12 protein-coding genes are annotated in these 14,061 nt (G+C 41.2%); 6 read left to right on the plus strand and 6 right to left on the minus strand.

The genetic code is table 11. The features are described from left to right. Positions 1-202: 202 nt before the first annotated feature. From R8P61_35100 to R8P61_35115, 4 genes are all read left to right on the plus strand, one after another. Positions 203-1,249: a polysaccharide lyase family 7 protein gene (locus R8P61_35100; GenBank protein MDW3652358.1), complete on the plus strand. Its 1,047-nt coding sequence runs from the start codon at positions 203-205 to the stop codon at positions 1,247-1,249. Between the two features lie 134 nt (positions 1,250-1,383). Next, positions 1,384-2,331, plus strand: coding sequence for a TIM barrel protein (locus R8P61_35105; protein ID MDW3652359.1), 948 nt, complete (start codon positions 1,384-1,386; stop codon positions 2,329-2,331). An 84-nt stretch (positions 2,332-2,415) separates the two neighbouring features. Further along, entirely contained in the window at positions 2,416-4,740 is a 2,325-nt protein-coding gene (locus R8P61_35110) for a chondroitinase-B domain-containing protein (GenBank protein MDW3652360.1), read from the plus strand. A 5-nt stretch (positions 4,741-4,745) separates the two neighbouring features. Beyond that, on the plus strand, positions 4,746-6,410 hold the full coding sequence (locus R8P61_35115) for a PQQ-dependent sugar dehydrogenase (protein MDW3652361.1): 1,665 nt from the start codon (positions 4,746-4,748) through the stop codon (positions 6,408-6,410). Positions 6,411-6,525: 115 nt separating this feature from the next. Here R8P61_35115 and R8P61_35120 read toward each other — a convergent pair whose 3' ends face one another. Together R8P61_35120 and R8P61_35125 are read right to left on the minus strand one after the other, a co-directional pair. Beyond that, positions 6,526-7,920, minus strand: a complete 1,395-nt coding sequence (locus tag R8P61_35120) for a hypothetical protein (protein MDW3652362.1) — start codon at positions 7,918-7,920, stop codon at positions 6,526-6,528. Between the two features lie 117 nt (positions 7,921-8,037). Beyond that, positions 8,038-8,904 carry a universal stress protein gene (locus R8P61_35125; protein MDW3652363.1) on the minus strand — a complete coding sequence of 289 codons (867 nt, stop codon included), beginning with the start codon at positions 8,902-8,904 and terminating at the stop codon, positions 8,038-8,040. Between the two features lie 197 nt (positions 8,905-9,101). Between R8P61_35125 and R8P61_35130 the strand changes: the two genes are divergently transcribed. Then, the gene (locus tag R8P61_35130) at positions 9,102-9,494 is read left to right on the plus strand and encodes a hypothetical protein (protein ID MDW3652364.1); all 393 of its coding nucleotides are present in this window, start codon (positions 9,102-9,104) and stop codon (positions 9,492-9,494) included. A 22-nt stretch (positions 9,495-9,516) separates the two neighbouring features. On the opposite strand, the gene R8P61_35135 is transcribed toward R8P61_35130, so the two are convergent. Both R8P61_35135 and R8P61_35140 read right to left on the minus strand, forming a co-directional pair. Beyond that, the gene (locus R8P61_35135; GenBank protein MDW3652365.1) at positions 9,517-10,170 is read right to left on the minus strand and encodes a response regulator transcription factor; all 654 of its coding nucleotides are present in this window, start codon (positions 10,168-10,170) and stop codon (positions 9,517-9,519) included. Next, positions 10,157-11,728, minus strand: a complete 1,572-nt coding sequence (locus R8P61_35140) for a histidine kinase (GenBank protein MDW3652366.1) — start codon at positions 11,726-11,728, stop codon at positions 10,157-10,159. Before R8P61_35140 ends, R8P61_35135 begins: the two co-directional genes overlap by 14 nt. Positions 11,729-11,971: 243 nt before the next feature. On the opposite strand from R8P61_35140, the gene R8P61_35145 reads away from it, so the two are divergent. Next, positions 11,972-12,397, plus strand: coding sequence for a hypothetical protein (locus R8P61_35145; GenBank protein ID MDW3652367.1), 426 nt, complete (start codon positions 11,972-11,974; stop codon positions 12,395-12,397). Positions 12,398-12,401: 4 nt separating this feature from the next. Here the strand turns inward: R8P61_35145 and R8P61_35150 are convergent, their stop codons facing one another. Both R8P61_35150 and R8P61_35155 read right to left on the minus strand, forming a co-directional pair. Continuing rightward, positions 12,402-12,794 carry a hypothetical protein gene (locus R8P61_35150; GenBank protein MDW3652368.1) on the minus strand — a complete coding sequence of 131 codons (393 nt, stop codon included), beginning with the start codon at positions 12,792-12,794 and terminating at the stop codon, positions 12,402-12,404. 458 nt (positions 12,795-13,252) lie between these two features. Beyond that, a complete protein-coding gene (locus R8P61_35155; GenBank protein ID MDW3652369.1) occupies positions 13,253-13,684 on the minus strand; it encodes a response regulator in 432 nt (143 codons plus the stop codon). Positions 13,685-14,061 lie beyond the last annotated feature (377 nt).

Raw genomic sequence — 14,061 nt, forward strand, 5'->3', positions numbered from 1 at the left:
ACCATACAATGGATTATTTTATCTGATATTGTGGGTTTTAGGAGCTTTGTGCCTAAATTGGTGCACCAATTATTCTCGGCAAATGTGAAAGAACAATTTAAGTTTGACTAAGACAAATATTGCTGGCAATAATTCGCTCCAGGGGAATCGTTCTTCCTCAGACCTTTAATTCTACTATATACCTTCGCTAATAGATTCTATTATGAAAATCCCATTTCGCCTCCTTTTTATTTTCCTATTGAGCATCACCCTCCTGAGTTGTGGTACTTCTACTAAAGAATCCGCAACAGACTCTCAGGATAGCAAACCCATTTATCCAGCCGATATACTATCTTCTGCTGATCAATGGTCCATTATGCTAGGCAATGGAGAGGTATTTAAAGATGTAAAGGAGCTAGAACACAAGGATTATTTTTATACGGTGGATGATGGAGCCAAATGGATTGTGTATAAAGCTCCCAATGGAGGAATAACTTCTCCCAATTCGCATAATACGCGAACAGAATTGGGTCAAAAGGAAAGATGGACTCCTGAAAGCGGAGGTAAATTGACCGCTAGCTTAAAAGTAATGCATGTATCGACTTCCGGTGATGCAAGGGTTGCGGCCTCCTATTCAGTTGTAGTTGGGCAAATTCATAGTGATGAAGGACATAAAAATGAACCCCTGAAAATCTTCTACAAAAAGTTTCCAGGCCATTCGAAAGGATCTCTATACTGGAATTACGAAATCAATACGGAAGGGGATAATTCGGGACGATGGGATTTTTCAACGGCTATTTGGGGCAATGATATGTCAGTAGTCGGAAGCGCTCCCGATAGCTATCCTGCTGAACCTGAAGATGGCATTGAGTTAGGGGAAGAGTTTAGCTATGAAATCCTCGTTTCTGAGGGAATCATGCAACTCAAATTTGAATCTGAAGGGCATGAGACAAAAAGCTTTACAAAAAGCCTCATCTCATCTGAATATGTCAATGCATCGGATCTTCCTCAGCAAATTGTGGACTTGTATGTTCCGATCGGCCAGGATGGGACTGAAAGAGCAAATGCCTATGCAGGAGAATTACAGTTCTTCAAACAGGGAGCCTATAATCAAACCAATGGAAGAGATCCTTCTTTAAATATGGTTTGGGGGACTGGATCTGAAACTTATGGCGGAGATGTTGAGCAACAATACGCCAATGGTTCCTATACAGAAGTCTGGTTTAGGGCTTCATCTATTGGCCCTGCAAGTGATACGCCTAAGGAATGATTTGGGCAGTAACTCTGCTTTAACAATCCATATTAGCGATAGATTGGCAATCAGTTCTATGTTTTTTGAATTACTCGCGGAACTATTGCTATATTGGCTAATGAAAATTGGTTAACCAATTTACCAAACCCATTATGACTACTAGCCGAAGATCATTTCTCAAGAAATTGGGAGCCGCAGGAAGCCTGGCAACATTTACCCAGTTCCCTCTTCACGCCAGCATGTTTAATCAGCTTGAAGAAGAACTGGAAGTGCATGTTTTTTCCAAGCATCTGCAATTTTTGGATTATAAAGAGGCGGCGGAAATTGCGGCAGAGATTGGCTTCAAGGGACTGGACCTTACTGTCAGACCCAAAGGACATGTGCTTCCGGAAAATGTTGAATCTGATCTTCCAAAAGCCATTCGTGAAATCAAAAAGGCAGGACTTTCTTGTGAAATGATTACTACTGCTATTTCAGATGTGGCTAATCCTATGGATATGGATGTCATTAAAACGGCAGCATCTGAAGGAGTGAAATATTACAGAAGTAACTGGTTCAAATTTAAGGAAGGCATCTCTCTTGAAGATTCATTGGATTTTTATAAAGAGAAAATTCAGCAGCTGAGTGAAGTGAACAAAAAGCATAAGATCATAGGTTGCTATCAAAATCATTCCGGAACAAGCATTGGTGCTTCTATTTGGGAAGTGAAACACATCCTGGAAACAGCCCATCCGCAATTCTTCGGCTCACAATACGACATACGACATGCTGTGGCAGAGGGAGGAAGGTCATGGTCAAATGGAGTCAAATTGCTCAAAGACCAAATTAAAACCATCGTTCTTAAAGATTTTAAATGGGGCAAAGTAAAGGGCAAGTGGCAGATCGTCAATGTCCCTATTGGAGAAGGAATGGTTGACTTTACAGCCTATTTTAAGCTATTGAAAAGTTTAGGATTAAAACCGCCGGTTTGCCTTCATCTGGAATATCCCCTGGGAGGCGCAGATAAAGGCCGTTATGAAATCACCATAGACCATAAGCTTGTTTTTGAGGCTATGAAAAGAGACCTGGCAGCTGTCCAGAAACTTTGGAAAGAGGCATAAGAATCATGCATCCTTTCATCCCTGAATATTCTAATATTACCTAATAATCCTTATCTATTTCCTAAAGCAGAGAGACTATATAGAATGAAAAACTTAAAACAGCTACTACAATTATTTATCGCATTCGCATTCCTGAGTGCTTGTCAACAAAATGGAAGCAATACATCCGTATTGGTTTCCAATGCCGATGAACTGAAGGAAGCCATCTCACAGGCGAAAGCAGGGACCGAAATTGTCATGGCGAATGGTGAATGGAAGGATATTCAAATACGCTTTATCGGAAAGGGAACCAAGGACAAGCCCATTAGCCTAAGAGCTGAAACAGCTGGGAAGGTGCTGATTCAGGGGAAATCTGATCTGAAACTGGGAGGTGAATATTTGGTGGTAGATGGACTTTATTTTAGCCAGGGAGCATCCCCATCTCGATCTGTTATCCAGTTTTTTATCGATGAGGATATGCTGGCAAATCACAGTCGGGTGACAAATTGTGTGATTAAGGACTTCAACAAATCTCAACGGAATAAACAGGACCTCTGGGTCCTATTCAAAGGAAGACATAACCAACTTGATCATTCCTACCTCGCAGGTAAATCAAATCGGGGACCTACGATCAGGGTAGATTTGGCTGGAAATCCAAGCATTAACAATTACCACAAGATCAACAACAATCATTTTGGCCCCAGACCTCCCAAAGGAGGACCTAGTGCTGAGACCATCCAGATTGGGAATAGTTTCACTTCTATGTCACCAAGTTATACGATGGTGGAAAATAATCTATTTGAAAGATGTAATGGAGAAGTCGAGATCATTTCCAGTAAAACCAATTTCAATGAATTTAGAAATAATGTGTTCTATAAAAGTGAGGGATCTCTCGTAACTCGTCATGGAAACTACTGCACCGTGGATGGCAATTATTTCATTGGGGACGAAAAATCACCTCATGCTGGTGGAATAAGGCTTATCGGAACCGGGCATTGGGTAACCAACAACTATTTCTATAACCTTCGCGGAGAAATATTCAGAGGACCGCTCGCGGTAATGAATGGAATTCCTAAATCACCTTTAAACCGCTATATCCAGGTTACAGATGTCGTGGTAGCCTATAATACCTGGGTGAATTGTCAGTCTCCCTGGCAATTGGGGGTAGGCTCAAACATCGACCAAAAGGATGTACTTCCTGCCTCTGAAATCAGATCTGAAACTCCCATTCGTACACTTGTCGCGAATAATATCATTTACAATGATAAAGGAGATGATATGCCCCTTCTTCGTTATGACTCTATCGATGGGATTGATTTTCAAAGTAATATAATCCAAAATCAGGGAGTCGCATTTAGAGGAGTTGAAGGACTGGCCGAGAAGGATTTCTCTCTGAAGGAGTTAGAAGAAAATGTTTGGGTTCCTTCCACTGATTTGAATGATATTGAAGCACACAATGGATTTGGATTTGATCAGATTGAAAAAGATTTGTTGGGGAATTCTCGTAAAGGAGGAAATTCAGTTGGGGCAGTACATGGGGCGAATGCCCAAAAACCCAATATCATGGATCTCTCTAAATATGGAACGAATTGGTATGATCCCTCCCCTGCTGCATCAGATCCAGAAACCCATGCTGTGAGTACTTCTGAGGAATTAGCTGCGGCAGTAGTCAATGCTAAAGCAGGTGACATCATCGAATTAACAGCAGATCAATATGAAATTAGCTCAGGGCTGAAAATCAATAAAAAATTGCAACTGCAATCTGCTGATGCGGGGAAGAAATCTACCCTTGTGTATACAGGAGCAGCTGAAACAGCTGCATTTGAAATGAATCCCCAGGCTCAGCTCATGTTAAAATCGGTCATCTTGAAGGGATCAGGCAAGAATTACGCATTTGCCAGCTTAAAAGAAAACATGTCCAGCCTGTACAATCTGGAGGTAGAAGACTCAGAAATATCCGGTTTCGACTATGTACTCAAAGCCTATAAATTCTCATTTTCCGAGTATATCAAGTTCACTTCCACTACTATCAAAAATTGTAATAATGGTCTTGAGCTTTCTGCCGAAGATGATGACAGAGGAGATTACAATGCGGAAAATGTTTTCATAGTAGATAGCCAATTCGAAGGAATTAAGCGTAATGTCATTGATTACTATCGAGGAGGATATGATGAGTCTACTGTTGGAGGGAATTTGATAGTAAAAGGATGTACCTTCACAAATAGTGGTGCAGCTGAAGAGACGGGAGTTTTGATCAATACCTACGGAATCATTAATGTGGCCATATCTGATAATAAATTTCAGAATAATAGGGTGAAACTGGTGGCCAGACTTTGGGGCGCCAAGAATAACTCACATGCAGACAATCTCATCCAAAACTCAGGCAGACTGATCGTTGAGCAGAATCTTCCCCTGAAATTGATGTACTAGGAACTATGGCTGGACTACAAAAAAGCAATCTCGCAGGGCTGAGCATCAGCATGATGTTCCTCCTCTTCATATTGAGTAGTTGCGAAAGTAAAAGTGCTCAGGAACGTCCTTCTTTTGAGAAGCCTAAATTTATCATCCAGCTAGCTGAAACCCGACTCCTGGTCAGTGAGGTAGTAAATGATTTGGAAGAACCCTGGGAAATCAGCTGGGGAGCAGATGATCATCTCTGGTTCACGGAAAAAAAGGGGAATATCATGCGTATGAATCCCCTTACAGGAAAGGTGAAAAAGGTACTACATATCCCGGAAGTTTTTTCGGGGGGCAATACACCCGGCCTCTTAGGCTTGGTATTGCATCCGAATTTCAAACAGGAGCCCTATGTATACATGCACTACAACTATATCGACTCTACGATTACCGGAGAATTTAACCGCAATGGGAATCCCAATTATGTAGCAGCCAGATTTCTGCGATATTCCTATTCATTTGAGGAAGATAGCCTGATACAGCCAGAACCCCTCTTACATGATCTTCCTGCTCGAATCGCACACAATGGTTCCAGACTCGCGATAAGTGATGACAATAAGCTCCTTTTTGCTATAGGCGATGTGATCGTCTCTGATTATGCACAGACAGAGCTGACGCTACCAGGCAAAGTTCTTCGAATGAATCTGGATGGAAGTGTTCCGGAAGACAATCCTATTCCCGATAGTTATTTCTATTCTATGGGGCACAGAAATCCTCAGGGGCTGGTTGCAGCAAATGGGAAAATATACTCATCTGAACATGGCCCAAATAATGATGATGAAATCAATCTGATCAAAGCGGGTGCCAATTATGGTTGGCCCTTTGTGGAAGGATATTGCGATAAAGAAAACGAAATGGCTTTTTGCGATTCCGTAAAAGTTAGTGAACCCATATATACCTGGACTCCAACGATTGCTCCGGCAGGCCTGGATTTTTATGGTCATACAGCCATTCCTGAATGGAATAACAAACTCCTCCTCACAACTTTAAAGGGACGGGCACTTTGGGCATTTGAGCTTAATGAAACGGGGGAAGAAATTGTAGATGAAAGTATTTATCTGCAGAAACAATTTGGTCGTCTTCGAGATTTGTGTGTGTCCTCTACCGGGGATGTATATCTCGTTACCAGCAATTCAGACTGGCACATCCCTCGATTCGGATGGATGTATGACAATGTACCTAAAAACGGCAATGATCGGGTATTGAAGATTTCTGTACTCCAGCCAAATGAGGAAGAGACTTATGCTCACCTGATCAGTTTCCCTGAAGATAGTGAGCCTATACCTATGTTTGTTCAGGATACGAGGGTACCAGATGTAGTTGGGGCAAAGGCTTATAGAGAAAACTGCGCATCTTGCCATTTACCCGGTGGAGAAGGAATTCCTGACTTTAGTCCTCCCCTATTAGAGACAGCGACAGTATCCAACAAATCAAAACTGATTGAAGTAGCTCTATTTGGGATGGCTGGAGAGATCGAGGTGAAAGGGAAGAAATACAATGATATCATGCCTGGTTTTGCAGTAGGTCTTTCTGATCAGGAGCTCAGGGATATAGTAAACTACGTACGTACTCACCTGAATAATCATTCAGATTCTGTAAGCCTTGCAGAAATAAAGGAGAAAAGAAATAGTCAAAGTTTGTGATTCCCTACCTATTCTTTTGCTGATCTTATTTTAACGCAGAGATAAAACAATGTATCCTTTTCTCTAAGGCATGTTGAGGATTTATCCTATATTATTTCGCAGACAAAATTAGCTTCTACTTCTGCTCGCTGAGATGTTCCATACACCTTCGGATCATTTCATCCATATATGGTCCGTTCCCAGGCCCAAACCAGGACATCATGCGAGATTCATAGCTATCGAAATGATAATATTTGGCAGGAATGATATAGCCGGTATATCCTCCATTGAAGCTGCTTATAAGAGAATAGAATCCTTTCCTGTACATCGCATTTTTCAGGTTAATGGCCAGTTCTCCACTGAAATCTCCGGGAGCTGTAGCCCAGATGAGATTTCCAATTCGCAATGCCTGTACATGGACTTTTCCCAGGGTAGGGAATAACTGGCTGCTAGCATAACTATCCAGGCTCATTCCTTCGGAAACCCGAACCTGAAATTCCGGCATTCCCATTTCAAGCGTTAAAGAAGACAGACTGCTGCTATCCTGCAGATTTATTTCGTCCATATACTTCAATACACTATCTGCCAGTGCCAAACCAATATAACTGGCTTGTTCAAAACCATCTCCTTTTCCTTCCGGTCCGTGACTTCCCACACTACCCGCAAAAAAAATGGCCCTATCAATGCCACTTTCTTCCAGCTTATTTCTCCAAAATCCAGGATAATCTGCACTAAATTCCATGGTTGAGCCAGGTAAGGTAGTCGCATGAGCATCAAAACTCCCCAAGAGGGCTGTTTTCCCTTCTAACTGTTGGATTTTTAGCATGAGAAATTCCCCATCTTCCCGTCCATCCTCCTCTATCAGTCGATTGTATACCATTTCTCCCGCCTGAAAACTCGTAGAACCCATCCGTGCCGCTTGAATATCTGCCACTGCCTCTTCAATGACCTCCGCAAATCGCTCACTCAACCAATCGATCAACTCTTGATCCAATTTCCCGGCAAAAAGTTCTCCCACATATCTATCAGACCAGCCTCCCATCGCACAATGTGTATGAGTAGCTGCGAAAAAAAGCTGATCTCGACTCAATCCAGTTCTTTCTTTTAATAGTAAGCTTGTTTTTTCTGCAATATTAGGAGGAATGATCAAAAGATCGGCACTCATAAGAACACGGGTCTGATCCCCCACGCGTAGCGCAGTAGCTGAAACAAAGAGGCTATCATGTACCCCTTCAACGGGAGCACCTTCTCGATCTCCATATCCAGCCAGAGGCAAACCCAGAAATCTCCCCATCTCGATTTCCTCAGCTGAAAGAGCTATAGAGGGCGTAATACTCAAACGAGCGAAACCGGCTTCTAATGGACCCTGGGCTAAAGTTGTTTCCTGGGCAAGCTTTTCCAGTCTATCTCGACTTTCTCGGTAATAATCTGTCTGGAAATAAGGTTGATAATCCACCTGATCAATCAGGAGATTAAGACCCAGGAATATTAGTAAGAGGATTGGAATGAATATCTTGAGGAATTTACGCATAGAGCCATGGCTTTAGCACCAATCTCAGCTTTTTCCTTCAAAATAAAAAAATCCCCTGTCCGGAATTGGACAGGGGAGAGCTGCTACTTATGGAATATTCTCTAATAGCCCTTCGAGTCAAGAGCCATAGGAACTGAGTAATGCTTTTTCTTCAACTCCTGCATGGAATACCAGCATAGGAGCTTGAATTTGATAGGCCTGATTTTTGGTTTCACTGGGTTTGAACAATCGCTTGAACCAGTTCATTTTATGGGTAGCCATGACCAGAAGATCTGCTGGATGATTGGCTAAATATTTCGAAATGCCTGTCCTGACATCTTTTTCCCGGGCTACTTTAAAACTCACCCGCTGATCAGCCAGAATTTCCCGGACGGCCACCTGGTACCAGTCATATACATCCATATCCAGGGTTGCATTTTCAATCACCACATACAGAATCTCAATCTCTGCATCGAATTTTTTGGCGAGATCACGTAGCTGCCTTAAGATGAAACCATTTTCATCTCGAAAATCAGCAGCATATACGATCTTCTTTATACCTTGAAAATGAGTTTTTTCAGGAATGGCGATAACCGGGCATTGGGCATTTCCCAAAACATCAGTTGTATTGCTCCCTACAAAGATCTTTTTTAATCCGCTGGCTCCTTTGGTTCCCATCAAAATAGCGGCTATGCCTTCTTCTTTTGCATAACCTATGACATTAGAAACGAAAGGTCCCAGAGAAGTCGTGTAGGTACAGGGAAGCTCAGGATCAATCTTGGCCACGTAGGCTTGAAGTGACCTTAATTCCTTTATGGCTGCTTTCTCTTTGTCCTCTGTCAACTTATCTAATAAGTAAGGAGGAACTTCTACATATGGGTTGGCAAAGTCATAGGTATGGTACAGCAATAACTCTCCATTCATATTTTTTACAAAAGGGATGGCATAAAGCAAAGCTTCGTGAGCATGTTTGGAAAAATCGGTGGCAAATAGATAAGTTTTCATTGTCTGATCAATTTGATTTTGATCTAATATCCCTCTCCTCTTTTGGAAACATGCTGAGAAAAGTCAGGGGAAGGAATGACTTTTTCTTAATCGGTAAAAATCTAGGTACTTATACCTAGTCTTTTTAGGCGAAAGGACTGATTCTATTGGGGATATTTGGTTCTAGTTTTAGAAATACTTTCGATTCCTCAACTGCTATGCACATAAAACTGGCTCTTTTCGGTTTTTCTGAAAACCTTTTGGATAAAGTCAACCACATTTTACCAGAAGGAGCCGCTGCAGAGCGTTTTCTCTTAGATCAGGCCGAACCCAAGCCCAGGCTTCCTGACTATCTAGCTGTAGATATTATTATCATAGAAATGTCAAGTCTTTGGGAAGGTGCTATTCCTATTCTTAGAGTTTTTATAGAAGCCTTTCCCGGACAGGATCTAATTGTTATGTCTGATTATAATGAAGCTGTTTTAGCAGAGGAAATTTTGGCCATAGGGGCAAAGGCATATATCACCACTCATGCTGCGGAAGAAGAATTGCCCAAAGCTTTGGCTCTCATAAAGGAAGGGAAGCTTTTTATATCGGATGAGTTGGGATAAGTGTTTCAGGGAAAATCCCTATTCATTTAGGATCGATCAATCCCATTTTCAAGGCAAAGAGGGTAAGACCAGCCGCATTTTTGGAACCGGTTTTCTCCAATAAATTTCGCCGATGGGCATCTACTGTTCGGATGCTTATAAAGAGTTTTTCGGCGATCTCCCGATTTGAAAATTCCTGTGCGATCAAAGCCAGCACTTCCTTTTCCCGATTGGTGAGTTTTATGCTGACGGAACCGGCAGTGGTGTTTTGCCTGGGTTGAACAAAGCCTTGAATAAGGCTGTCAGAAACTTCAGGGCTATAATAAACTTTCCCTTCAAGTACATGTTCAATGGCTTGTTTTAAATCTTCTTCGCTGCAATTCTTTAAAAGGTAACCTTTGGCTCCCGCTTCAAACATTTGCCGGATATACTGAGACTCCTGCAACATGCTTAGGGCAATAATCTCGACCTGTGGATATTTTTTTTTGATCTCCCGGCTTGTACTAATTCCATCTTGCTCCGGCATATTTATGTCCATAAAGACAATATCTGGCAATTCATTTTCCATGATAGCCAGGGCTTCTTTGCCATTGCCAGCTTCAGCAATTATCTGATAATTTTCTGTGCTCAGATGCGCCCGTATGGCATCCCGAATCAAAGAATGATCATCAACCAATATTATTTTAATCGGCTTCATCCGCTTTTAATAAAGGAATTTCAACATGTATTAAGGTTCCTTTCCCCATATCACTTTCAATATCAAGGGTCCCCATAAGAGACATTACACGGGTTTTTAAACTGTTGAAACCCATACTATTACCTAAAACAAAAGTTTTTTTGTCAAAACCTACGCCATCATCCTCAATCATAAAACTTAGACCTCCCTCATGTTTCAGGAGTTGTATACTTACCTCAGAGGCTCTGGCATGTTTCAGGATATTGTCAAGACTCACCTGAGCGATGCGATATAAACTTCTTTCTACTTTTTTCCCAAGTCTTTCACTTCCCAGATTATGGCTGAAGAGAAAAACAATCTCAGAGGCTTTGCGCAATCCTTCTAATAAGGACTCCAGAGCAAGTACCAATCCAAAATCATGAATGGCTTTTGGCATCAAACCATAAGCGATGTTCCTGCTCTCTTCAATGGCCGTATGCAAATTGTCCAAACCTGCCTGGTAGGCGGATTTCATCTCTTCATGTCCCTCGATTTGCTTGCGCAAGCGTTTAAAATTCATGGCTGCCGAAGTCAGCAATTGTCCAAGAGAATCGTGAATCTCTTTTGCAATACGGTTTTTCTCTTTGTCTTCTGCATCTATGACCGCTGAAAGCAGGGTGTCATCTGCTAAACGTTTGCGTGTAACATCCCGAGAAACATATAAAACATGTGTTACGATATCTCCCCGTGCCCGCAAAGGAATAGCCTGGGTTTCCAGAAAAGCTACCCCTCTATCCGGTCTCCTGATCGTCTCTTCGAAATAGGCAGTCTCTCCACTCTTTATTGAATCTTTGATATGCCGAAGCCTCATATCCACCAAATCTTGTTGGTACTCCAGGGTTAGGGTTAAAAACTCTTTTAAACTTAATTCTCGCTCGTTGGCTTCCTGTATATCTACACCCGAATGTGCAAAACCTTTAATCAGGCTTTCATTTACCGACATAACCATCAGGCCCTCCTCTCCTACCCTGACAAGGCCCATATAGTCTTTGGTTCCATTGAAGATGAGAGAAAGCATCTTGCTATTCTCCTTCAAAGCCTCCTCACTTTCAATTTGCTTACTGATGTCGATGATGATACCATCGGTTACAGGAAATCCATCATCAGAAATACCACTTGCAAAGAAACGATTGAGTACCCATATCCTTTTACCATTGATATCGAAAGGAAATATGGACTCATGAATCCCTCCCTCCTTAACTGCTTTTCGGGTTTTCTCCAATTGCTTTATCAGAAATTCCTCAGGAATTAATTGAGAACCCGTAATTCCCTGAATTTTCACCTCCTCAGGACTCAAACCTATAAGCCCTTTTACCCCTTCACTTACAAAGAGAGGGGTATATTTTCCATCATGTTTGGAGCGATAAACCATGCCTGGTAGATTTCGCATGATTCCTGCAAGCAATTCTTTATCATCCTGGGAGTCCTTTACCTCTGGAATCAGCTCTTTGTATTTTTGCAATAGCAGATACTGTCGGACAATAATCCATAGGATCAAAGCCGATAAGACCAGCAATGCAATACCTACCAACCATTCCATGGGCGTTTTATTGGCAAATTCAGTAAAAAGAGCGTCGACATTCTGCCGATCTTTGTCTGAAGTCGCTCATACTCAAGTTAATACTTTTTTTTACATAAATTTTCTCCTCCATCTGGAAAGGCTGCTAGGCTATTCTGCGTATAACAGAAATTAGGTGTAAATGCTCATTTTTTTTAGGAGTGTCCTCCTTACCTTTGTATGATCCACAGCCCGAAAAGCCCGCCCACTGAAGAAAAAATGTCTATGAAGGATGGATTCCAGATTTGCCTACTGGAAGGCGATGTGGTAAAAGCATATTCCTATGAAAGGATGTTGCTTAAACTTGCTCCCCAGCTTGATCTGATTCGTTTCGATGAGGCCAGAGATGCCTTGAAATTTATCTCTGAGCAAATAGAACAGAGGCAAAAAATGCCCCATGCATTGCTCCTGGATACCTATTTACCTGGACTGAATTTGGGAGATTTTCTAAATCGTCTGGAAGATTTGGCTGGCCAAACCTATGATGTTCCACAAATTTACCTTTGCACTACAGATATTTCTTCGAGACTTAGAAGGGTTTCAGATAATCACAGACTCATTCATAGCTTGATTTATAAACCCTTCGATCAGGGGCACATCCTGAAAATCCTGGAAAACCTAAGTCAAAGGGAATTTGTAAAAAGACTATAGCCACTCATTCAGTTTCTTTCTTCAGAATCCTCCTGATCAGCAGCCACAACATTTTCATGGATTCAGGCTCATCTGGTGGATTCAGGATGGCCAATGCACGCAACTTCTTCCCTATTGTTAGTTGTTCTTTATCCTTACCATTCCCAATAATAAGAACAGGTATTTTCTTTAAAGTTTTCCGAATCAGTTTGTTTTCAATTTCCGCTAACCTCGCCTCTTTATTTATTCCCATATCAAATAAAAACAGTGCCATCTCAGGAAGGAGAGATTCGATGCTTTCTTCTTCTGCGAGGTAGATCAACTCAAAATCTCTCTTAATCAATGGATCAAGAGATTTCATAAGGATTTCAAAACGCGGGTTTGGATTGCTGTAAACGACTATTGGTTTCCCCGACATAATACACGATTAGGAGAGTAATTCTCCAATTACACATGATATTTGTTCGGGAATGAATAGGAACAGGAAATTTGAAGTATCCCAGGTTCTAATGAATGGCAAGATAAAAAATTTTCTTACAAAGAAATATTTTTTTATAATGGATAATTGAATAATCGTTGTAAAAAAAAGGGAGATCCCTCAATCGGGACTCCCTACGCTCAAGGAAATAATAATCACTTGTGAAACACAATATAACCCTGATATTCTACAACCTTGTTAACACATTCCTTCTGTTAGGATAGAAGGAAACTCAACCATAAAACTTAACACATATTCGCTACAAGACTCAGTTTTTGATAGTGCTATTTTGTATGCTCACTATTCTTTTAAATGGGTGTACAAAAATAATTGTTCAACTGTTCAAAAAAAATCGGTAAAAAGACCTAATTCTTATAGGGAGTTTTGCCTATTTCTATTTAGCCGGGATTTCCTGTCTGTTTTTGAGCTTTCAGAAATTCCAGGGCTCGGGCAATGTTTACTTCATACTCATCCACGTCAATTTTCTTTTCGAGATAAAGGCTGGCTCCCAGTTCATAAGCCGTTTCAATATCCTTTTGAAAAGATGAACTACTGTGGATGATGATAGATAGTTCTTCCGCCTGGGGATGTTGGCGAAGAAGTTCCAGCAATTCAAATCCATCTATGCGGGGAATGTTCAGGTCCAGAAAAATAATATTGGCCTGGAGTTTCCCTAACCCCTCAAATTGGCCTTCCCGAAAGAGATATTCTCTAGCAAGCTCGCCATTATCCAGCCATATTATTTTCTGATCTATCCCTCTCTTTTTCAATAACATCTCAAAGAGGAAATAATCGGCCTCATTGTCATCAATGAAAAGAATCTCTGACATATATTTTCATAACCTTAATTACTCACGCAAATTAAGTTTCCGAAGGCATAGATTTTTACGTCCTTTCTCCTATTTCTGAATATTAGTAATTCTACCTAGAAACTCAATCTGGAGGAAATCTGGCTTAAGCAGCCGTGTGTTCGAACACATTTCAGATTTTTTTGTAAATCATTCCCTACTTTTATACTTTCGAGTCCGACATGAAGATGTCGGATTGATCTATAAACTACTACAGATGAATCTCGCCCCCATTTTCAATCTGTCGGTATCTTCTCGGACTTTTTCTAATCTGACTGTCCGCACAACCACACAAAAGAAACATCTCGGGATAAAGATTATAAGATCTATTGATAAAAATGTAGGTCGAACTATGACCA

The organism is Bacteroidia bacterium (assembly GCA_033391075.1).
Taxonomy (GTDB): Bacteria; Bacteroidota; Bacteroidia; order J057; family J057; genus JAWPMV01.

Excerpts from the sequence above, each read along its gene's own strand:
- R8P61_35100 (MDW3652358.1), top strand. The coding sequence starts at position 203 with ATGAAAATCCCATTTCGCCTCCTTTTTATTTTCCTATTGAGCATCACC.
- R8P61_35105 (MDW3652359.1), top strand. The coding sequence starts at position 1,384 with ATGACTACTAGCCGAAGATCATTTCTCAAGAAATTGGGAGCCGCAGGA.
- R8P61_35110 (MDW3652360.1), top strand. The coding sequence starts at position 2,416 with ATGAAAAACTTAAAACAGCTACTACAATTATTTATCGCATTCGCATTC.
- R8P61_35115 (MDW3652361.1), top strand. The coding sequence starts at position 4,746 with ATGGCTGGACTACAAAAAAGCAATCTCGCAGGGCTGAGCATCAGCATG.
- R8P61_35120 (MDW3652362.1), bottom strand. The coding sequence starts at position 7,920 with ATGCGTAAATTCCTCAAGATATTCATTCCAATCCTCTTACTAATATTC.
- R8P61_35125 (MDW3652363.1), bottom strand. The coding sequence starts at position 8,904 with ATGAAAACTTATCTATTTGCCACCGATTTTTCCAAACATGCTCACGAA.
- R8P61_35130 (MDW3652364.1), top strand. The coding sequence starts at position 9,102 with ATGCACATAAAACTGGCTCTTTTCGGTTTTTCTGAAAACCTTTTGGAT.
- R8P61_35135 (MDW3652365.1), bottom strand. The coding sequence starts at position 10,170 with ATGAAGCCGATTAAAATAATATTGGTTGATGATCATTCTTTGATTCGG.
- R8P61_35140 (MDW3652366.1), bottom strand. The coding sequence starts at position 11,728 with ATGGAATGGTTGGTAGGTATTGCATTGCTGGTCTTATCGGCTTTGATC.
- R8P61_35145 (MDW3652367.1), top strand. The coding sequence starts at position 11,972 with ATGAAGGATGGATTCCAGATTTGCCTACTGGAAGGCGATGTGGTAAAA.
- R8P61_35150 (MDW3652368.1), bottom strand. The coding sequence starts at position 12,794 with ATGTCGGGGAAACCAATAGTCGTTTACAGCAATCCAAACCCGCGTTTT.
- R8P61_35155 (MDW3652369.1), bottom strand. The coding sequence starts at position 13,684 with ATGTCAGAGATTCTTTTCATTGATGACAATGAGGCCGATTATTTCCTC.